The sequence below is a fragment of the Anoxybacillus sp. FSL W8-0104 genome, assembly GCF_038004465.1.
Lineage (GTDB): Bacteria > Bacillota > Bacilli > Bacillales > Anoxybacillaceae > Anoxybacillus > Anoxybacillus flavithermus_G.
In genome coordinates this window covers 32,501-53,767 of the sequence record NZ_JBBOQU010000001.1, presented here as the reverse complement: position 1 = coordinate 53,767, position 21,267 = coordinate 32,501, and the positions used below count along the sequence as shown (strand labels likewise).

Below are 21,267 nucleotides of genomic sequence, written 5' to 3'. Positions count from 1 at the left end.
CCTCCATTAGGATTTTTTCTTCGCTTGTAGACGTTCAACATAATTTTCTTTATTTGTTTGTCGAGCACGAGCGATAGCTAAAGCTTCACTAGGTACATCATCGGTAATCGTGGAACCAGCCGCTACATACGCTCCACTTCCGACCGTAACAGGAGCAATTAAGTTCGAATTACAACCAATAAACGCACCATCTTCAATTTTTGTCACGTATTTATTGGCACCGTCATAATTTACTGTAATGGTTCCGCAACCAATATTGACATGTGCGCCTACTTCAGCGTCCCCAATATAACTTAAGTGCGATGCTTTACTGCCGTCTCCAAACGTCGCTTTTTTGATTTCAACGAAGTTTCCGATTCTCACATCATCACCAATTTTACATAGCGGACGAATATGCGCAAATGGACCAATGGTTACGTCTGATCCTATTTCACTATCATGTACAACCGAATGACGAATCGATGTGTCGTTGCCAATACGGCTATTTTTCACTTCACTATTCGGTCCGATGATACAGTTTTCACCGATCACCGTATGTCCCTCAATCCATGTCCCGGGATAGATGACGGTATCCTGTCCAATGTGCACATCTGGTCCTATATACGTATGCTCAGGATCGATGATTGTCACACCATTTGCCATATGTTTACGATGAATGCGTGCACGCATAATTTTTTCTGCTTGTGCAAGCGCAATGCGGTCATTTACACCTAACGTTTCTTCAAACACCGGTGTTTCATATGCTGAAATGATTTCGCCTTGTTTTTTCAAAATCTCGATGACATCTGGTAAATAATATTCACCTTGTGCATTGTCGTTTGACACTTTCGTAAGCGCTTCAAATAATGCACGATTATCGAAACAATACGTCCCTGTATTAATTTCTCGAATGTTCCGTTCTTCTTCAGTTGCGTCTTTATGTTCTACAATTTTTTCGACATGTCCATCTTTATTTCGGACAATGCGACCGTATCCTGTTGGATCTTCTGCAAGGGCGGTTAAAATCGTTGCTTTCGCTTTTGTTTGTAAATGATGTTGTAAAAGCGCTTCCATCGTTTCTGAGGTGATCAATGGCGTATCTCCACAAACAACGAGAGTCACACCATCTTTATCAGCTAAATGAGGTGCTGCTTGCAAAACAGCATGTGCCGTCCCAAGCTGTTGTTCTTGAATGACGTACTCACTTTGACTGCCGAGTTGTTCTTTTACTCGTTCTGCTCCAAAACCAACAACTGTAATTAGTCGATCTACATGTAACATAGAAATTGCATCCACTACATGTTGTACCATCGGCTTTCCACAGACAGGGTGCAACACTTTATACAGCTTTGAACGCATGCGCGTCCCCTGTCCAGCCGCTAAAATGATCGCATATCGTCTCATCGTAAGGCCTCCATACCTCTCTTTATCCATATTGAATATATATCAATTATGTATGTATTTCAAGGAAACATTGTCATCTACCAAAAAAATTCATCATTTTCATCATATATTCTTTACGAATAGGATAAACATCATTTTCCATATAAAAAGGACCCTTTTTAAGCGAAAGGGTCCTCTTTCTTATTTATTACGAAGCGCCTGCTTCTTCAAGCTCTTTTTCCAACTCACCAGCACGGTGATATTCAGCTAAAACAGCTTCTTGGATTTTCCCGCGGGTTGTTGAGTTAATTGGATGAGCGATGTCACGGAATTCCCCGTCAGGAGTACGCTTGCTTGGCATAGCGACAAACAAGCCGTTATTGCCTTCAATGACACGAATATCATGAACAACAAATTCATGATCCAACGTGATCGAGGCAATCGCTCTCATACGTCCTTCGGTATTCACGCGGCGTAATCTCACGTCAGTTACTTCCATTCTGTTCACCACCTTTTCCCTATATAAGAACTTAATCGAATTTATTCCACGTCGTTTTTTATTTTCCTGCTAACTTTAGAAAATTTTTTTACGATTGTTTAACAAGGGCAACGACTTCAATTTCAATTAACGCATCTTTTGGCAAACGAGCCACTTCAACAGCGGAACGCGCTGGTTTATGATCGCGGAAATATTGACCATATACTTCATTCATCGCCGCAAAATCGTTCATGTCTTTTAAAAACACCGTTGTTTTTACAACAGTTTCTAAAGACGCTCCTGCTGCTTCAAGCACCGCTTGCAAATTTTTGAATACTTGATGCGTTTGTGCTTGAATATCCCCTTGCACCATTTCTCCTTCAGGAGTTAAAGCAATTTGTCCAGAACTGTAAAACATGTTGTTCACAATAATGCCTTGAGAGTACGGTCCAATCGCTTGTGGAGCTTGGTTTGTGTGTACAACTTTCATGTCTATTCCCCCTGTATGTAAAAATCATTTTACTTATTTGACAAAATGAAAGTAATTTCCTTCTTCTACTGTAATTTGTTTTTCTTTTACATTGACAGATGTTAGTTTAACGAGTGAAACATATTCATCAACGAGTCGTTCTTCTGCTTCTTCCGACTCGACAAGCACACCAATCCCAACAACGTTTGCGCGGAATTCTGCGAGCAAACTAATCATGCCGTTGATTGTTCCGCCCGCTTTCATAAAATCATCGATAATTAAGACATTCGCTCCTTCTGTTAAACTTCGCTTCGATAGCACCATCGTTTGAATACGTTTTGAAGAGCCTGATACGTAATTGATGCTGACCATCGAACCTTCTGTCACTTTGCTGTCGCGGCGAATAATGACGACAGGTACATTTAAAAAGCTTGCAACAGCGTAGGCTAAAGGAATTCCTTTTGTTGCAACTGTCACAACAAAATCAATATGTTCATGGGCAAACGCAGAAGCATATAAGCGACCAATTTGGTTGACGATACGTGTATCGCCAAGCAAATCTGTCATATACAAATAGCCCCCTGGCAATAGCCGATCGGGATCCGCCAAGCTTGTACATAGTTGCTGAATAAATTGTTTCGCTTCCGTTTCTGACATTTTCGGTACGTATTGCACCCCACCGGCCGCCCCAGGAAGCGTACGCAACAAACCGATTCCTTGCTGTTCAAACGTTTGCTTAATAATAGCCAAATCTTCGCTAATCGACGATTTCGCTGATCCGTATCGTTCCGCAAAAAAAGTAAGCGGAACAAGCTGGTGTGGATGATAAAGCAAATAGTGTGTCATATCGACAAGCCGACTACTTCGCCTTAATTTCATACAATAACTCCTCCTTTATTGTTCATGTCTTTCTCCAATTAATCGAACAGCATATACGTGTTCGCAAAAACCTCGCAAACCATTATATACACGTTGTAACCGCGAATCATGTTGAACAAGACCAAACACGGTCGGTCCGCTTCCGCTCATTAATGAGACATCTGCACCAAAACGTCTCATTTGTTCCTTAATTTGCGCGACTTTAGGATACATGTTTAGCGTGACACTTTCTAATACGTTTCCAGCGAGCGCACAAATTTTCTCATAATCTTTTTCTCTAATCGCAGCAACCATTCCGTCTACGTCTGGATGATCGACGGATTGCAAGTTTAAATTCCGATATACATCCGCAGTTGACACACCGATCGTTGGCTTCGCTAAAATGACCCAACTTGGTGGAGGAGCAGGAATATGCTCAATTTTCTCTCCCCGTCCCGTTGCGATCGCTGTTCCTCCATATACGCAAAACGGAACGTCCGAGCCAATCTCCGCCCCAATTTCGGCAAGTTCGTCTAAACTCAACCCTAACCCCCACAGCTTATTTAATCCTCGCAACGTTGCAGCGGCATCGCTGCTTCCACCTGCAAGACCCGCCGCAACGGGAATATACTTCGTAATAGAAATCGCTACCCCTCGACGAACACCCACTTTCTCCTTCAACAATTTAGCAGCTTGATATGCTAAATTGCGTTCATCATCCGGCACGAAGCGATTGTGCGAAATAATTTGGATCGTATCGCTATACAAATCCATTAACTCGACACGATCAGCTAAATCAATCGTCGTCATCACCATTTTTACTTCATGGTAGCCGTCTGGGCGCTTATGTAATACGTCGAGTGATAAATTAATTTTCGCTGGTGCTTTCACTAACAACCTCAAACTGTTCACCTACTTTTCCGACTTCAAACTCCTATCGACATTTTACCACAAAAAATAGTGAACAAATACGAACCTTTTCAATGGCCACAAAAAAAGAGACCACCGATATTGGTCGCCTCCTTAGCCGTCATGAATGTGAGCTGCTCATCGCTACTTGTTCGTCATCTAAAAATGTAAGTTGTACTGTTTCCGTCAACACGTCTGCATAACTATATGATACACGTTCAAAAGCGTTTTCTTCTTGATCAAGTTCAACGACAAATACGGACGGATATGTTTGCGCTAACACGCCGCAACGCTCGATTGTCTTTCGACGCCCACCGTTCGCTTTTAACGTCAATCTTTTACCGAGATTCGAATCCAACACTTTTTTAATTTCCGACAATGTTTTTCCCATCGTATCCACCTCACTATTACATAGTATAACAAATGAAAAAAGATAAGTCAAAAAACAAGAATTATATCAACAAAAAATATTAAATGTCAATACTTTTGTTTTTATTATGAACAAATAAAGAAAAAACTATGTACAAAAAGTGTTAAAAAACAAAACTTGTCTTTTTACCACTACGGCAAAAAGACAAGAGATTTTTTGTTTATGTTTGCTCATCCATCGTCCGAAAAGGCATCCCTGTCCGCAAAACACCGCGCGTCTCAACACCACCGAGCCCCTTTTCCCCTGTCAATGTATTTCTTAATACGTCCCATACGTTAATGCGGTCCATAAAAGGAGTGAAACTAACGCGTGAGACAATATATACAGGATCGAGAGCATGAATATTGACGCGTGCAGGAGAGCTTGCGAAGTTCGCACCTGCTCGAATAAGCGATTCAAAATGAGATTGACACGCCCCAGCAAAAATGACAAGTTGATCGAGATTCGGAATTTTTTTGCGTGCCTGCTTCACTGTTTGGACAAAATATTTCGAATGACGATACGCCCTTAAATCATCTACCGATCCTTTCGATTTCGAATATGCATCATGTCCCGTTACAACTAAAATATCTGGACGCACTTGTTCAAGTAGTGGAATAATACGATCGGGCATATCTGTTTCATGACAATGAACACCATATACCGGGACCCCGATTCGTTCATACAGTTGCATGCATTTACGTAAATAAAGCGGGTCGCCATCTATATGAAGCACACGTCCCGGTAATTGGAAAAAATCCATTTTCACTTCATATCCGCCTGTCGCATCATATTCACTTTTTTCCCGTAGCGCCCGATAATCTTGACGCAACAATTTATAGCACTGCTCAATATGCCGCTTTTCTTCTTCTTTTCTTCTCTTTTTTTCCCGCTCGTCAATAACAACTAAATCAGAAAACGGAGCATCGGCTATAAGACGAACATCCTCCCCATATAAAATGGCTTCTTTTTCCCCTTCTTTTTCTTTTATATCAATAACCCGAAACAAAATATCACATTCATACGATTTTCGTGCAACAATATCTCCCACTTGAATCACACACACTCGCCCTTTCGTTTGTTTTGTTTGTAACATATGCGACGAAAGGATAGAACGTGTAAAAAAAAGAGGCATTAAGCCTCTTGATAAAAAATGGGATATAATTGTTCGCTTAATGTAGCGAACTCAGCAATGGCGAGCGTCTCTCCTCTACGTTTCGGATCAATACCAGCATTCGCGAGCGCATTTTCAATCTGTTCTTTTTTCTCCTTGCCGTTTGGCAATTGGTTCAGTAAATTATTTAAAATCGTTTTCCGCCGCTGTCCAAAACTCGCACGAACGACAGCAAAGAAAAAATCTTCATTCGAGACAGAAACGGCAGGTTGCTCTCGTTTCAATAAGCGAATAACGGCAGAATCGACATTTGGCTTTGGCACAAATACCGTTCTCGGCACATGCATCACCGTTTCAGCATGCGTATAATATTGCACAGCAATCGTCAAGGAGCCGTAATCTTTTGTCCCTGGTTTCGCAGCCATACGATCAGCTACCTCTTTTTGTAACATAACGACCATACCGCGAATAGGTAAACGACCAGTCAACAACTTCATAATAATTGGGGTCGTGACGTAATACGGCAAGTTGGCAACAACCATAATATCATCAACATCTGTGAACTGTTCCGCTATCACTTGTTGTACGTCTGCTTTTAATATATCTTCGTGAATGATTGATACATTCGTATATGGGGAAAGCGTATCTGCTAAAATGGGAAGAAGCCGTTGATCAATTTCAAATGCGACCACTTTTTTTGCTCGCCGCGCTAGTTGCTCCGTAAGCGCCCCGATTCCCGGTCCAATTTCAATAACACCTGTTCGTTCAGAAAGTTGGGCGAAATCAACAATGCGGTGTAAAACATTCGGCTCAATTAAAAAATTTTGACCTAAACTTTTTTTGAACGAAAAACCATACTTCTCTAAAATTTCTTTTGTACGGGTCGGTGTAGCAATATCTTTATACATGTTCTTCCTCCTGCATTACTTGCTTCATCGCTTCTATAAATTGTTCTTTTGAAATTTGAAACATTTGTAACCGTTTATGCAGCTGTTTTCCGTTTGTATAACCAATTTTTAATAATTGACCTAACCGCTCACGGCGAGCTCGTGCGAATGGACCACCGATTAATCCGGCATCGACAAGCTGTTGAAATGAAATTTCTTCTTTCGGATCAATCATTTCTTCGTACACACTTAATAGCGCTGTGCGAATCGCTTCAATCGAAGCGTGCTCAACACCGAGACCTTTTCCGTGCTTTCCCCGCGCTTCTTCACGCGTTAAAAAGGCATGTTTGCATCCCGGCACACGTTCAGCAATTGTTTTACGAATTTTTTCACCCGGATAATCCGGATCGGTAAAAATAATGACTCCACGCTGTTGTTGAGCTAAACGAATGCGTTCGATTGTTTCATCATTAATGGCTGCACCGTTCGTTTCAATCGTATCAGCATCTACCGCCCGACGAATCGCTACGGTATCATCGCGCCCTTCAACCACGATAATTTCCTTAATTTTCATAAAATCCTCCATCTCTCATGTGTTCTTCACCCATTATAACGAAAAAAACAGAGGATCGTGAAATCCTCTGTGTTATTTTATAATTTTTATTTTCACACGTTTCGTGCCCCAGCGATATGCAGTTGATTTATCAGGGAAAAATAAATCGATTTTATATCCCTTTACATTTTTCCCTGTGTCGGCCGCAACTGCATATCCGTACCCCTCTACGTATACTTTCGTTCCGAGCGGAATAACGCGTGGATCAACAGCAATTACTTTTGCGTTTGGATTGGCACGCAAATTAATTCCCGTTGCTGTCGTTCCAGAACATCCTGTGCAATATGCTGTATACGCTGTAGCGATCACGTAAAGTTCTTCGGACACTTCCCCACTTCCACGCGAGGCTAATATTTTGGCAACTGGCTTTGTTCCAATCGCAACAATACGATTTTTGCTCGGTTTAATTGTCTCTGTTTTAATTAATTTACGCGATACTTCTTTTCCGTTTTCCAAGATGACTTCGTACTGCTTGGCGACAAGCCCTTTTTCGCCTTCGCTAATTACCTTTTGCTCGCCTTTTTCCAATTGTGCGTCTTTCTTTTTCACAACTGTATAATTTACCGGTTCTTCCACTACATCGGTGACTTTTTCAACTCGAACAATGTTTATTTTTGTGTTTGGTTGAATCATTTCATTCAATTTTGGTTGAACGCGATCCAGCTCCCGCAATGTAATGTGTTGTTTAGCTAAAAAGTCAGCGACCGTAGTCGAAGTAGACCAAACTTGTTGCTGTTTGCCGCCGTCATTTAATGTAATCGGGAATGCTTTGCTTACAACAATTTTCATGTTTTCTTTCACTTTTTCATCGACGTTCGGTAATACTTGATCATGCTCACGGAGCTGAATTTGTTGAACATGTAACACATCCTTCACCGTTTTAGCCGTCGTCCTTAACTTCTTTTCTACCCCATCAACAATGAGTACAATCGGCTTACTCGCTTCCCACTTAACAGTTAAATGATTAACAATTTTTGTTTGCGGTGAGGGAGAAATAAAATCTTCTTCTTTTAGCTTAATGTTTTGTTCTTTTAATAACTCAGCGACTGTGTTGGCATGGGTACGTACTTTTTGCTCTTTTCCGTTTGTATATAACGTAACCGTTTCTTTTGTCCATTCATAGCTAGCATATCCTGTCATTCCTGATAATACTAGAAATCCTCCTGTAGCTAGCGCAATTTTTTTCTTTGATGTTGATTGCAATAATTTTTTTACATACGTAATCAAAATAAAAACGCCTCCTTTTCCGATAGATGACCGTGACGACCCTCCCTCTCTATGAAACTTATTATCTATTATTCAAAATATTCTTTCATAAGGGAAGAAAGACTTGTCGACAAGCTTATTGTATGCTTGTAGGAAAAGTTGTAGAACGATCTCGTTTCATCTTTTCTTTAGACAAGCCTTCCTAGAAATCGACACGTTTCTCTATCACATAATGCCGAATAATCGCTTGGCGTTGTCGGACGTTTTTTGAGCAACTTCTTCAAAAGATAACCCTTTTAATTCAGCGATCGCTTCGGCAACATACTTTACATAGCTTGGTTCGTTTCGTTTTCCGCGAAACGGATGCGGCGTTAAATACGGACAGTCCGTTTCAATAAGTAGCCGATCAAGCGGAATTTCTTTTGCTACTTCTTTCGGTTTTTTTGCATTTTTAAACGTAACAGGACCACCAAACGAAATATAAAAATTCATATCGATGCATTGGTGCGCCACTTCTACACTACCAGTAAAACAATGCATCACGCCACCGACTTCTGCCGCTTGCTCTTCCTGTAAAATATGAACAATATCAGCTGTCGCATCGCGATTATGTATAATAATCGGCAACTTCACTTTTTTAGCTAAACGAATTTGCTTTCGAAATACTTCTTTTTGTACTTCTTTCGGCGACTGATCCCAATAATAATCAAGCCCCATCTCACCGAGCGCCACCACTTTCGGATGCGCTGCTAGCTGCTCAATCATCATAAGATCGTCATCAGTCATATGAATCGCATCAACAGGATGCCATCCGACAGCTGCGTAAATAAAGGAATATTGATCAGCTAACTCCATTGCTCGCTCGATAGTTGGACGATCAAATCCGACAACAACAATATGTGACACACCTTCTGCACGTGCTCGTTCGATAACTTGTTCAACATCTTCGTTAAATTGTGTAGCATTTAAATGTGCATGTGTATCAAATAACATATAACCCCTCTTTTCTTCCGATGTTCAGTTTACCACACAATCTCGTTACATAAATCGCAGCCATATAACAATTACGTTACAAAATAGAAACAAAGAGGTGTTTTCGCAACACCTCTTTACTTCACTTTTGCACCATTTGGAAGCGACTCGTCTACTGTCGCCAACGATAATACACCATCTTTTTCTCCTGCTAAAATCATACCCTGTGATAATTCTCCACGCAGTTTGACAGGTTTTAAATTCGTCACACAAATCACTTTTTTCCCAATTAAGTCCCCTGGTTTGTAATATTTCGCAATACCTGATACAACTTGACGTTTTTCATATCCTAAATCAAGTTGCAGTTTAAGTAAGCGATCGGCTTTTGGAATTGGTTCAGCGTGAATCACTTGTGCGACACGCAAATCAACTTTCATAAAATCGTCAATTGTAATTTCTTCACTTGTTTCCTCGTTTTGTTCTTGTTTTTCTTCTGTATTTGCTACTGTCCCCTTCATCTGTGATTGAATGTATTGCACTTCCTCTTGAACGTCTAAACGAGGAAACAGCGGTGCTCCTTTTTCAACCATTCGCTCATGTTGTGAAGCACCAAACGTTTGTAAGCTGTCCCAGCCCATCAGCTTTTCATCTTGAATGCCTAGTTGAGCAAACATCCGTTTTGGCGTTGTGGTCAAAAACGGCTGCAATAAAACAGCTACATAACGAAGCGACTCCGCTAAATGTGACATGACAGAAGCTAACTGTTCACGCGCTGTTTCGTCTTTCGCTAGTACCCATGGTTGTGTTTCATCAATATATTTGTTCGTGCGACTAATGAGTTGCCAAACGGCAGCTAGAGCTTGCGAAAATTGCATTTGCTCCATCGCCTCTTCATATTGTGTCACCGTATCATATGCCATTTGCACAAGCTGTTCATCAAACGATGTGTGCGTTCCGCTATATACAGGAACACGACCAGCAAAATATTTTTCGATCATCGCTACCGTCCGATTTAATAAGTTCCCTAAATCATTCGCTAAATCGTAGTTAATGCGTTCAACAAAACCTTCTGGTGTAAACACACCATCTGAGCCAAACGGCACTTCACGAAGCAAATAGTAACGTAACGCATCCAACCCATATCGGTCAATTAACGTAACGGGATCGACAACATTTCCTTTCGATTTCGACATTTTTCCGTCTTTCATAAGCAACCAGCCATGTGCAAACACTTTTTTCGGAAGCGGAAGATCTAGCGCCATCAACATAATTGGCCAATAAATCGTATGGAAACGAACAATTTCCTTTCCAACAAGATGGACATCGGCCGGCCAATACGTTTTGTATTTTTCGTCATTTTCCGTTCCATATCCTAGCGCAGTAATGTAGTTGGACAACGCATCAATCCATACATAAATGACATGTTTCGGATCTCCAGGAACAGGAATACCCCAGTCGAACGTCGTCCGTGATACGGCTAAGTCTTCTAATCCTGGCTTGATGAAATTGTTGATCATTTCGTTTTTACGCGATTCTGGCTGAATAAATTGCGGATTTTCTTCATAAAACGCCAATAAACGATCAACATATTTGCTCATACGGAAAAAGTACGATTGTTCTTTTACTTTTTCTACAGAACGCCCACAGTCTGGACAATTTCCTTCAACTAGCTGTCGTTCCGTGTAAAACGATTCACAAGGGGTGCAATACCATCCTTCATATTCATCCAAATAAATATCTCCTTGTTCTAAAAGGCGAGCAAAAATTTTTTCAACCACTTGTTTATGACGCTGCTCCGTCGTACGAATAAAATCGTCATAAGAAATATCAAGCTTCTTCCATAATTCTTTAATGCCTGCAACAATTTCGTCGACATACTGTTGTGGAGTAACTCCTTTTTCTTCCGCTTTTCGCTGAATTTTTTGGCCATGTTCATCCGTTCCTGTTAAATACATGACGTCGTAGCCACGCATCCGTTTATATCTCGCCATTGCATCGCCAGCTACCGTCGTATACGCATGACCGATATGTAATTTATCACTCGGATAATAAATAGGTGTAGTAATATAAAACGTCTTTTTCGTCACTTGTACCCCTCCTTGTCGCACGTGTAGTAGAAACGCTCTCGCCCAAAGGACGAGAGCGATTGCATACTTGTATTCTCGATCAATACATCTATTCCTCTTATCTCAAAAAAATATACATAAAAATAGAGAGCGCTGTCAACTATTCGACATCGTCTTGTCGACAACCAATACACATTTGTCGAATTTTGTCGAAAAAATAGCGATATTTTTGTCGAATTCATGTTGAATTTTGTCGAATAATATTTATAATAATGTTTGTATCGTCTTGAAAAGTAGTTAAAAACTGTTATGCATCTATTGTCAAATCGTTTGGATTTTGTCATTTCAACTATCATTTTGTCGAATTTTATATGCAACGACATGTAAATCATACATTTTTTTTTATTATTGCATATAAAAGGATTGACGCATAATGGAAAAGTTGTTATGATAAATCCATAGAGATTTTGTCGAATATTGACGAAAAAAAGATGAAAGAAGGAGAGGAGAACAGTATGAAATCAACAGGTATTGTTCGTAAAGTAGATGAATTAGGTCGTGTAGTTATTCCAATTGAATTGCGCCGTACATTAGGTATCGCGGAAAAAGATGCGTTAGAAATTTATGTAGACGATGAGCGCATCATTTTGAAAAAATACAAGCCAAATATGACTTGTGTAGTAACTGGGGAAGTATCTGACGACAACTTCAAACTTGCAGACGGAAAAATCATTTTAAGCAAAGAAGGCGCAGAAGTATTATTACAAGAAATTCAAAGCCTTCTTCAACAATCAAAATAAAAAGTTTCTCTAGTTTTTTCTAGAGAAACTTTTTTCTTACTTATGGTACGCGTCGTACACATCCCGTTTCGGCAATTGTCGATCTTTTGCTACTTGTTTAATCGCTTCTTTCGAAGTGTATTGCTTTGCCTCTATGTAATAGTTGACATGTTCCACAATCGTTAAATCATCCCACCATACTGATTGTTCATCTGGCATATGATTCCCTTCCACAAGAAGGCAAAACTCTCCGCGCACTTCATGATGTTCTGCCCAATGCATCACTTCTTCAATCGTTCCACGAATAAACTGTTCGAATTTTTTTGTTAATTCACGTGCTAGAGCCATTTTTCGATTTCCGAATATATGATGCATGATCGTTAACGTTTCTTGGAGACGATGCGGTGCCTCATAAAAAATAAGCGTATCTTTTATATGTTTTAATCGTTCGAGTTCTTTCTTCTTTTCTTTTTTATGTCGTGATAAAAATCCGTAAAAATAAAAATGATTCGTCGGTAGTCCAGAAGCTGTTAACGCCGTAACCGCCGCATTTGCACCAGGAAGAGGGACAACTTTACATTGTGCATGTAGCGCTTCAACAACGAGCTCGTGGCCAGGATCGGAAATCGTTGGCGTCCCTGCATCGCTCACTAAAGCAACATGCTTACCTTCCAGTAGAGAAGCAATAATATGCTCTCCTCGTGCTTGTTTATTATGCTCATGGTAACTCACAAGCGGCGTATGAATGTCGAAATGATTCAGTAACTTTTTCGTTTGGCGTGTATCTTCAGCCGCGATGAAATCGACCGTTCGTAACGTTTCAATCGCACGCAACGTCATATCTTCTAAATTTCCAATTGGTGTTGGAACAATGTACAAAATCCCTTTTCCATCTTCTTCAATAAAACTTTTTTGCTCGTTCATCCCATCTCATTCCCCGTATAAAATATGTTTTAACTCGCCTGTATACTCGCCATTTTGTTCATATACAAAGAGCGGCGGTAATATTTTTAATCCTTTATTTCCGTCTTTCATTCCTTCAATTAAAATGGTATTCGCTTCTTTCCCTTCCTTCGGATAAACAAAACGTAAACGCTTCGGCTCTAAACGGTATTGTCTCATTAATGTCACGATATCTAATAACCGCTCCGGTCGATGAACAAAAGCAGCTTTTCCACCTTGTTTGAGCAATTGACTGCTAACGCGAATGACATCTTCTAACGTACAGTAAATTTCATGACGCGCAATGGCAAAATGTTCATTTTTGTTGATTTCTTCTTGGTTTGGTGTTGGAAAATAAGGCGGATTGCACGTTACGACATCAAATTTACTATGTCCGAGACAAGCAGGCATATCTTTAATATCGCCGTGAATCATTTCAATTTGCCCTTCTAGTCCGTTATATTGTACACTTCGTTTCGCCATATCATAAATCTTTTCTTGAATTTCGACACCAATAATTTTTCCTTTCGTCCGTTTACTTAACAACAGCGGGATCACTCCGTTGCCTGTACATAAATCAACTAAATTTCCTTTTTGAATCGGAACGTATACAAAATTCGCTAACAATACAGCATCTAATGAAAAAGCAAACACGGATGGACTTTGGATAATTCTCATATCTTCTGCTAGTAAGTAGTCCAGTCGTTCATCTCCACGCAACATGTAAACTCCCTCTTTCTACAACAAAATAGCCTTCCAGACCATTTGTCAGAAAGGCTATTTTTTATTTAAAAATGACAAGCAAAACAAACAATCTCCATCGGTCCGTAAACTTCCGTAATGTACGTTGCAAATGTGAAAACCCTCTTGATACAAGCGAGCTAAATTATCATACCCTTCGCCTATATCGACTAACTTCGCTTTCGTCTGTTTTTTGCCTTGTTCAATTTTTCGCTCAGACAGCTGCTCGAGCCGTCTACGCAAATGGTCATTTTCAACTTGGAGGCGATGATTTTCTTCGATTAACTCTCCAAGATAACTTTTTAACTCACCGAGCTGCTTGTATAAATGAGCAATTTGCTCCTCGATACTCGTTACAGATTGGAAAATCTCTTTTTTATTCACGCGCCATCCACCCCATCACTCTGTGGCTTGAGTAGGAAGAACTTTTTCTTTTATTAATTCATCAATCGTATACTCAACTACCCGATCTTTTTCCACTAACTCCACTTGTAACACTCGTTCTAAAATGTTCAAACCAACAACTTTCCCTAGTCCAAGAGGCGTTTCGATCATTTCCCCTAAATCCGGCAACTGTTCTTTCGCTGTTTCGTATTCGTCGTTTTCATATTTTAAACAACACATTAATCGACCACATAATCCTGATATTTTTGTCGGATTTAATGATAAATTTTGATCTTTTGCCATTTTTATAGAAACAGGATCAAAGTCACCTAAAAACGTCGAACAACAAAGCATACGTCCACATGGACCGATTCCACCTAACATTTTCGCTTCATCTCGTACGCCGATTTGTCTTAACTCAATTCTAGTGCGGAAAATAGCAGCTAAATCTTTAACAAGCTCGCGAAAATCGACTCGTCCATCAGCAGTAAAATAAAAAACGATTTTATTACGATCAAATGTATACTCCACATCGACGAGCTTCATTTCTAATCTATGCTCTTCTACTTTTTTCAAGCAAATATCGTATGCTTCTTCCGCTGCTTTTTTATTTTCTTCTACAACAAGCTTATCTTTTTGATCAGCTAGGCGAATTACTTTTTTCAACGGCAAAACAATATCTTTTTCGTCGACTTGCTTTTTAGCTACAACAACCTTCCCAAATTCAACACCGCGAACAGTTTCAACAATAACATAATCACCATTTGAAATGGGTAAATCCCCCGGGTCGAAATAATAAATCTTTCCCGCTTTTTTAAAACGAACACCTACAACTTCATACAAACGCAGATCCCTCCCGCAACTGCAATACTAACTGTTCCATTAAAAGCTGCGGATTCATATTCGTATGCAACCGCGCTTTTGCTTGTAAAATTGCTTTCATATGTTGAGCAATTTGCTTTTCAGAATAGAGAAAACGCGACCGCTGGAATTCGCTTATGCAATCATCGTATGCAATTTGTTGTTTTTCACCGAGTATGACATATAGTAAGTCTTTATATAAATATAATAACAAGTCCAATCCTATATTCATTTGCTCTTTATTCGTAAAATGAGTCAGCCAATGTTGCTGAATAACGAGCAATGCTTGGACATATTGCTTGTTTAATGCTTCATATAATTGTATCACTATTTTTCGTGCTTGTGCAAACCAATCATCTTGACTTAATTGATATGCTTCTTCCACATTGTTCGTTACTCTTGCAGCTAATATCGCTAACTCCCGCGCTACACCTTTTTGTTGTAAATAAGCATATATTCGCTCCGTTGACAACGGATGGAATGAAACAACTTGGCAACGCGAAACAATGGTCGGAAGTATGCGATGAAATTGCTCCGTTAACAAAATTGCCACCGTTTTTGCTGATGGTTCCTCTAAAAATTTCAGCAAACTGTTGGCTGCTTGAACAGTCATTTGATCAGCATGTTCAATAATATATAATTTACGACTCGATTCGACAGCTGTTTTTGTAAACTCCTCTTGCAATTGCTCAATTTGTTGCTTTTTAATGGAGTTTCCATCTGGGATAACGAGATGAACATCCGGATGATTACCAGATTCAATTCGTCGACAGTTGACACATATTTCACAAGGCTCATCGTGCACATGTGTCAAACAAAACAGACGCTTCGCAAATAAAAGAGCTGCTTCCTTCTTCCCCGTCCCTTTTTGTCCTTTAAACAAATAGGCATGGGCCACTCTTCCTTTTCTTATGCTATTGGCGATCGTTTTCGCTACATGCGGTTGATTCATTTCAAGCGTTTTCCAAGACATAAAAATCCTCTCACTTTCTTATTAAAGGCTCAATTAGTGCCCATACGTCCTCAAACACTTTTGTTATCGGTTGAGTAGCGTCCACTTTTTTTATCCGATTTGGAAAACGGTCTAATAGCACCATATACCCTTTGCGCACTTGTTCATGAAACGATAATTCCTCTAAATCAAGTCGATTCACTTCCCGCAATCCATTTTCGCGAATGCGCGCTAATCCAAGCGATGGATCAATATCAAAATAAATTGTTAATGTAGGCATCCAATTCTCAATAGCGAATGCATTAATAGCTAATATCTCATCTATCCCTAAACCGCGCGCTACACCTTGATAAGCTAAAGAACTGTCAATAAAGCGATCACAAAGAACGACTTTCCCATCTTTCAACGCAGGAATCACTTTTTCAACTAAATGTTGTCGCCTTGCCGCTGCATAAAGCAAAGCTTCTGTCCGCGCATCCATTCGTTCGTTATTAGGATGCAAAATAACTGCACGAATTTGCTCGGCAATGTCGATTCCACCTGGCTCACGTGTCGCTACAACATCAACATGTTGTTCGCTCAAATAATCCTTTAACATGCGCACGATCGTTGTTTTCCCTGCTCCCTCTGGACCTTCAAATGAAAAAAATAAATAGCTCATCTCATACCTCCTGAAACACTTCGATGTAATCTCCGTCTATATCTGTTTGAAAATAGGCATTCGTTTTCTTCAAATACTGAATGATCTCAATATGTTGCCTTGTCACAATTTCTCCGATAAGTAAAATAGGAATCCCAGGTGGATAAGGGACAACCATTTGAGCACAAACACATCCGATTGCATCGTGAAGCAAAATTTTTTTTGTTTGGCGACCTTTCGTCCATTCATAACTTACTGCTTGACAATGTTTCGGTAACTGAATTTGTACTCGTTCATTTTGCGGCTCACGACGAATGGATTGCAACGCGCGTTTTATACGCTCCGTAACGTCTGGGAGTTGTTTCATTTTCGCAAGCGGATAGACAAGTAATACGTTATACGGATCAGCCATCTCCGTGAATATCCCATTCATTTCTAATAACTGTTGTAACTCATATCCTGAATGTGCGCTACGTGTTTGCAACGTAATTTTTAATAAGTCTGTTCGGATAAGCGGATGTCGTGATTCCACAACATGAATCGCCTCAATTGTTCGCAATTCTTGTTTAAATAATTGAATTTGGGCAATTATTTCATCAATCGTTTCACGCGTTTGTCGTGCTACATAAGCGCGTGCCAAATCAAGTGAAGCCATGATCGGATAAGACGGGCTACTTGTTTGGAAAACTTGCAAAAAGTATTTTAACGCACGTTCATCGACCAGTTCGCTATTAAAATGTAGAAAAGACCCCATAGTCATAGCTGGGAGCGTTTTATGGGCTGATTGTACAACAACGTCCGCCCCACACTCAACCGCCGATTTTGGAAAAGGTTCTCCGAGCACAAAATGAGCACCATGTGCCTCATCAACTAAAACAGGGATTCGATAAGAATGTGCCAAATGAATGATTGGTGTTAAATCAATAGCCATGCCGTAATAGTTTGGATTTGTTAAAATAAGTGCAGCCGCATCTGGATGCTTGCGCAACATATGAGAAATTGTTTCAAAAGACACGAAAGACATGACTTGAACATCTTCATCAAATTCTGGAGAGATAAAAATCGGTGTTGCCCCAACAAGATGTAGCGCATGTAAAATGGATTTATGACAATTACGTTGCACAATCACTTTTTTATTTTGTACACATGCTGCCGCAATCATTGCCAAGTTGCCAGCGGTAGAACCGTTCACTAAAAAATATGTACGTTTTGCACCATACAACTTTGCAGCTAATTGTTGTGCTTGTTCAATCGCCCCGGTTGGATGATGTAAGTCGTCTAGATGGGAAAGCTCTGTTACATCTAAATGTAACAATGATAAAAAGGAAGAAAGAGCCTCCTCGTAAAAAACAGCTCCGTATTTATGTCCTGGCACATGAAAAGAGATTGGTTTTTTAGAGGCATGTTCACATAAAAGCGTATATAGAGGTGTCTTCGTCTGATCCATCTTTCTTCGCATCCTCACAAGTTTAATTTATATATCTATATATTAAAATAAAACAGGCCCTAATCATAGTAGGGGCCTTTCGTTATGAATATATTTTATTCTCTCTAATTTTTCTTAGACGATCGACATAAAATTTGTATTTCTCCTCATTTGTTTCTGTTTGAACGAGATCGTTGTGACAATCCATACATATGAAATGATGAAAAACATGCATTCCTTTTTTATTTTGCTCATCACATATAATACAAGCTTTTTGATAAGACATTTATTCTCCACCTCCCGCTAACAGTTTTCCCAGTTTCATATAACAATATACTCAGAAAAAAGCATTTGGTGCGGGAGTAAAAAAAGACCAAGACAAATTTTGTCTTGGTCTTTTCTTGCCCGGCAACGTCCTACTCTCGCAGGCGGTGTCCCGCCAACTACCATCGGCGCTGGAGAGCTTAACTTCCGTGTTCGGGATGGGAACGGGTGTGACCTCTCCGCCATCGTCACCGAGCAATATATTGAAGGATAATTCCTTCAAAACTAGATAACAGAACAGTCTCCTGAGCTTTTCTTACTGTCTAGCTTCGAACTAACATCCTCCTACGCCTTCGCTTTTTCCGTTCGACGTGCAAGCACGTCTTCGTCAAAAGCTCTCGGCTCCGTCGGACGTTTCCTTGGCTTCGCCAAGGACCGTTCTACGCTTTTCTTGTGTGCTTAGTTAAGTCCTCGATCGATTAGTATCCGTCAGCTGCACGTGTCGCCACGCTTCCACCTCGGACCTATCTACCTTGTCATCTTCAAGGGATCTTACTCGCTTGACGCGATGGGAAATCTCATCTTGAGGGGGGCTTCACGCTTAGATGCTTTCAGCGCTTATCCCTTCCGCACATAGCTACCCAGCTGTGCTCCTGGCGGAACAACTGGTACACCAGCGGTGCGTCCATCCCGGTCCTCTCGTACTAAGGACAGCTCCTCTCAAATTTCCTACGCCCGCGACGGATAGGGACCGAACTGTCTCACGACGTTCTGAACCCAGCTCGCGTACCGCTTTAATGGGCGAACAGCCCAACCCTTGGGACCGACTACAGCCCCAGGATGCGATGAGCCGACATCGAGGTGCCAAACCTCCCCGTCGATGTGGACTCTTGGGGGAGATAAGCCTGTTATCCCCGGGGTAGCTTTTATCCGTTGAGCGATGGCCCTTCCATTCGGAACCACCGGATCACTAAGCCCGACTTTCGTCCCTGCTCGACTTGTAGGTCTCGCAGTCAAGCTCCCTTCTGCCTTTACACTCTTCGAATGATTTCCAACCATTCTGAGGGAACCTTTGGGCGCCTCCGTTACGCTTTGGGAGGCGACCGCCCCAGTCAAACTGCCCACCTGACACTGTCTCCCACCCCGATCAGGGGTGCGGGTTAGAATCTCAGTACGACAAGGGTGGTATCCCAACGGCGACTCCACCTAGACTGGCGTCCAGGCTTCTCAGTCTCCCACCTATGCTGTACATGTCGCACCAACATTCAATATCAGGCTGCAGTAAAGCTCCACGGGGTCTTTCCGTCCTGTCGCGGGTAACCTGCATCTTCACAGGTACTATGATTTCACCGGGTCTCTCGTTGAGACAGTGCCCAAGTCGTTACACCTTTCGTGCGGGTCGGAACTTACCCGACAAGGAATTTCGCTACCTTAGGACCGTTATAGTTACGGCCGCCGTTTACTGGGGCTTCGGTTCGCACCTTCGCTTGCGCTAAGCGCTCCCCTTAACCTTCCAGCACCGGGCAGGTGTCAGCCCCTATACTTCGCCTTACGGCTTCGCAGAGACCTGTGTTTTTGATAAACAGTCGCTTGGGCCTTTTCACTGCGGCTCCCCTGGGCTATTCACCCGAGGGAGCACCCCTTCTCCCGAAGTTACGGGGTCATTTTGCCGAGTTCCTTAACGAGAGTTCTCCCGCGCACCTTAGGATTCTCTCCTCGCCTACCTGTGTCGGTTTGCGGTACGGGCACCTCTCACCTCGCTAGAGGCTTTTCTTGGCAGTGTGGAATCAGGCACTTCGGTACTTTATTTCCCTCGCCATCACAGCTCAGCCTACTCAAGCGGATTTGCCTACTTGAGGCGCCTAACTGCTTGGACGCGCACAACCAGTCGCGCGCTGACCCTATCCTCCTGCGTCCCCCCATTGCTCAAACGGTGAGGAGGTGGTACAGGAATATCAACCTGTTGTCCATCGCCTACGCCTTTCGGCCTCGGCTTAGGTCCCGACTAACCCTGAGCGGACGAGCCTTCCTCAGGAAACCTTAGGCTTTCGGTGCAGAGGATTCTCACCTCTGTTTTCGCTACTCACACCGGCATTCTCACTTCTAAGCGCTCCACTAGTCCTTCCGGTCTAGCTTCGACGCCCTTAGAACGCTCCCCTACCGACGACGTAAGTCGTCCCACAGCTTCGGTGGTACGTTTAGCCCCGGTACATTTTCGGCGCAGAGTCACTCGACCAGTGAGCTATTACGCACTCTTTAAATGGTGGCTGCTTCTAAGCCAACATCCTGGTTGTCTAAGCAACTCCACATCCTTTTCCACTTAACGTACACTTTGGGACCTTAGCTGGTGATCTGGGCTGTTTCCCTCTTGACCACGGATCTTATCACTCGTAGTCTGACTCCCGAGCATAAGTCATTGGCATTCGGAGTTTGACTGAGTTCGGTAACCCGATGAGGGCCCCTAGCCCAATCAGTGCTCTACCTCCAAGACTCTCAACTCGAGGCTAGCCCTAAAGCTATTTCGGGGAGAACCAGCTATCTCCAAGTTCGATTGGCATTTCACCCCTACCCACACCTCATCCCCGCACTTTTCAACGTGCGTGGGTTCGGGCCTCCAGTAGGTATTACCCTACCTTCACCCTGGACATGGGTAGATCACCTGGTTTCGGGTCTACGACCTCGTACTATACGCCCTATTCAGACTCGCTTTCGCTGCGGCTCCGTCTTTTCGACTTAACCTCGCACGAGATCGTAACTCGCCGGTTCATTCTACAAAAGGCACGCCATCACCCATAAACGGGCTCTGACTACTTGTAGGCACACGGTTTCAGGTTCTCTTTCACTCCCCTCCCGGGGTGCTTTTCACCTTTCCCTCACGGTACTGGTTCACTATCGGTCACTAGGGAGTATTTAGCCTTGGGAGATGGTCCTCCCT

21 protein-coding genes and 2 rRNA genes (1 of these 23 running past the window's edge) are annotated in these 21,267 nt (G+C 41.8%); 1 reads left to right on the top strand and 22 read right to left on the bottom strand.

Annotation, left to right across the window (positions count from 1 at the left end; genetic code table 11):
• Positions 1-6: 6 nt before the first annotated feature.
• The 12 genes from glmU to metG all read right to left on the bottom strand — a co-directional run bounded on the left by glmU (position 7) and on the right by metG (position 11,364).
• Positions 7-1,383: a bifunctional UDP-N-acetylglucosamine diphosphorylase/glucosamine-1-phosphate N-acetyltransferase GlmU gene (gene glmU / locus NST18_RS00275; protein ID WP_004888534.1), complete on the bottom strand. Its 1,377-nt coding sequence runs from the start codon at positions 1,381-1,383 to the stop codon at positions 7-9.
• 187 nt (positions 1,384-1,570) lie between these two features.
• A complete protein-coding gene (gene spoVG / locus NST18_RS00270; protein WP_003398210.1) occupies positions 1,571-1,861 on the bottom strand; it encodes a septation regulator SpoVG in 291 nt (96 codons plus the stop codon).
• Positions 1,862-1,949: 88 nt separating this feature from the next.
• Complete coding sequence (locus NST18_RS00265; RefSeq protein WP_004888532.1) at positions 1,950-2,330, bottom strand: RidA family protein; 381 nt, start codon at positions 2,328-2,330, stop codon at positions 1,950-1,952.
• Positions 2,331-2,363: 33 nt separating this feature from the next.
• Positions 2,364-3,188 carry a pur operon repressor gene (gene purR, locus NST18_RS00260; RefSeq protein ID WP_004888529.1) on the bottom strand — a complete coding sequence of 275 codons (825 nt, stop codon included), beginning with the start codon at positions 3,186-3,188 and terminating at the stop codon, positions 2,364-2,366.
• Positions 3,189-3,203: 15 nt separating this feature from the next.
• Positions 3,204-4,070 carry a 4-(cytidine 5'-diphospho)-2-C-methyl-D-erythritol kinase gene (gene ispE / locus NST18_RS00255; RefSeq protein ID WP_340721124.1) on the bottom strand — a complete coding sequence of 289 codons (867 nt, stop codon included), beginning with the start codon at positions 4,068-4,070 and terminating at the stop codon, positions 3,204-3,206.
• 127 nt (positions 4,071-4,197) lie between these two features.
• Positions 4,198-4,467: a biofilm formation stimulator Veg gene (gene veg, locus NST18_RS00250; RefSeq protein ID WP_004888526.1), complete on the bottom strand. Its 270-nt coding sequence runs from the start codon at positions 4,465-4,467 to the stop codon at positions 4,198-4,200.
• A 199-nt stretch (positions 4,468-4,666) separates the two neighbouring features.
• Positions 4,667-5,581 carry a sporulation peptidase YabG gene (yabG, locus tag NST18_RS00245; RefSeq protein ID WP_051035123.1) on the bottom strand — a complete coding sequence of 305 codons (915 nt, stop codon included), beginning with the start codon at positions 5,579-5,581 and terminating at the stop codon, positions 4,667-4,669.
• Between the two features lie 38 nt (positions 5,582-5,619).
• Complete coding sequence (gene rsmA, locus NST18_RS00240) at positions 5,620-6,507, bottom strand: 16S rRNA (adenine(1518)-N(6)/adenine(1519)-N(6))-dimethyltransferase RsmA (RefSeq protein ID WP_004888522.1); 888 nt, start codon at positions 6,505-6,507, stop codon at positions 5,620-5,622.
• Positions 6,500-7,072, bottom strand: coding sequence for a ribonuclease M5 (gene rnmV / locus NST18_RS00235; protein WP_004888520.1), 573 nt, complete (start codon positions 7,070-7,072; stop codon positions 6,500-6,502). Before rnmV ends, rsmA begins: the two co-directional genes overlap by 8 nt.
• A 60-nt stretch (positions 7,073-7,132) precedes the next feature.
• Positions 7,133-8,326 carry a G5 and 3D domain-containing protein gene (locus tag NST18_RS00230; RefSeq protein ID WP_004888519.1) on the bottom strand — a complete coding sequence of 398 codons (1,194 nt, stop codon included), beginning with the start codon at positions 8,324-8,326 and terminating at the stop codon, positions 7,133-7,135.
• A 204-nt stretch (positions 8,327-8,530) separates the two neighbouring features.
• Positions 8,531-9,298 (bottom strand): TatD family hydrolase, encoded by a 768-nt coding sequence (locus NST18_RS00225; RefSeq protein ID WP_004888517.1) that lies wholly within the window; start codon positions 9,296-9,298, stop codon positions 8,531-8,533.
• A gap of 116 nt (positions 9,299-9,414) precedes the next feature.
• On the bottom strand, positions 9,415-11,364 hold the full coding sequence (gene metG, locus NST18_RS00220) for a methionine--tRNA ligase (protein ID WP_192952216.1): 1,950 nt from the start codon (positions 11,362-11,364) through the stop codon (positions 9,415-9,417).
• 494 nt (positions 11,365-11,858) lie between these two features.
• Here metG and NST18_RS00215 point away from each other — a divergent pair, with 494 nt between their 5' ends.
• Positions 11,859-12,143: an AbrB/MazE/SpoVT family DNA-binding domain-containing protein gene (locus tag NST18_RS00215; RefSeq protein ID WP_004888514.1), complete on the top strand. Its 285-nt coding sequence runs from the start codon at positions 11,859-11,861 to the stop codon at positions 12,141-12,143.
• 36 nt (positions 12,144-12,179) lie between these two features.
• Here NST18_RS00215 and rsmI read toward each other — a convergent pair whose 3' ends face one another.
• The 10 genes from rsmI to NST18_RS00165 form a co-directional block, all read right to left on the bottom strand.
• Complete coding sequence (gene rsmI / locus NST18_RS00210; RefSeq protein ID WP_004888513.1) at positions 12,180-13,046, bottom strand: 16S rRNA (cytidine(1402)-2'-O)-methyltransferase; 867 nt, start codon at positions 13,044-13,046, stop codon at positions 12,180-12,182.
• Positions 13,047-13,052: 6 nt separating this feature from the next.
• Entirely contained in the window at positions 13,053-13,787 is a 735-nt protein-coding gene (locus tag NST18_RS00205; protein ID WP_064220569.1) for a tRNA1(Val) (adenine(37)-N6)-methyltransferase, read from the bottom strand.
• 54 nt (positions 13,788-13,841) lie between these two features.
• Positions 13,842-14,189 carry a DNA replication initiation control protein YabA gene (yabA, locus tag NST18_RS00200; RefSeq protein ID WP_064220570.1) on the bottom strand — a complete coding sequence of 116 codons (348 nt, stop codon included), beginning with the start codon at positions 14,187-14,189 and terminating at the stop codon, positions 13,842-13,844.
• Positions 14,190-14,204: 15 nt separating this feature from the next.
• A complete protein-coding gene (locus NST18_RS00195; protein WP_064220571.1) occupies positions 14,205-15,032 on the bottom strand; it encodes a PSP1 domain-containing protein in 828 nt (275 codons plus the stop codon).
• Positions 15,025-16,023: a DNA polymerase III subunit delta' gene (gene holB, locus NST18_RS00190; RefSeq protein WP_064220572.1), complete on the bottom strand. Its 999-nt coding sequence runs from the start codon at positions 16,021-16,023 to the stop codon at positions 15,025-15,027. Before holB ends, NST18_RS00195 begins: the two co-directional genes overlap by 8 nt.
• Before the next feature lie 10 nt (positions 16,024-16,033).
• A complete protein-coding gene (tmk, locus tag NST18_RS00185; RefSeq protein ID WP_004888504.1) occupies positions 16,034-16,663 on the bottom strand; it encodes a dTMP kinase in 630 nt (209 codons plus the stop codon).
• A 1-nt stretch (position 16,664) separates the two neighbouring features.
• Complete coding sequence (locus tag NST18_RS00180; RefSeq protein WP_004888503.1) at positions 16,665-18,089, bottom strand: aminotransferase class I/II-fold pyridoxal phosphate-dependent enzyme; 1,425 nt, start codon at positions 18,087-18,089, stop codon at positions 16,665-16,667.
• An 82-nt stretch (positions 18,090-18,171) separates the two neighbouring features.
• Entirely contained in the window at positions 18,172-18,354 is a 183-nt protein-coding gene (locus NST18_RS00175) for a sigma factor G inhibitor Gin (protein WP_004888500.1), read from the bottom strand.
• 117 nt (positions 18,355-18,471) lie between these two features.
• Positions 18,472-18,588 (bottom strand): 5S ribosomal RNA (rrf, locus tag NST18_RS00170).
• Positions 18,589-18,791: 203 nt separating this feature from the next.
• Positions 18,792-21,267, bottom strand: a 23S ribosomal RNA gene (locus tag NST18_RS00165); it runs 450 nt beyond the window's last position.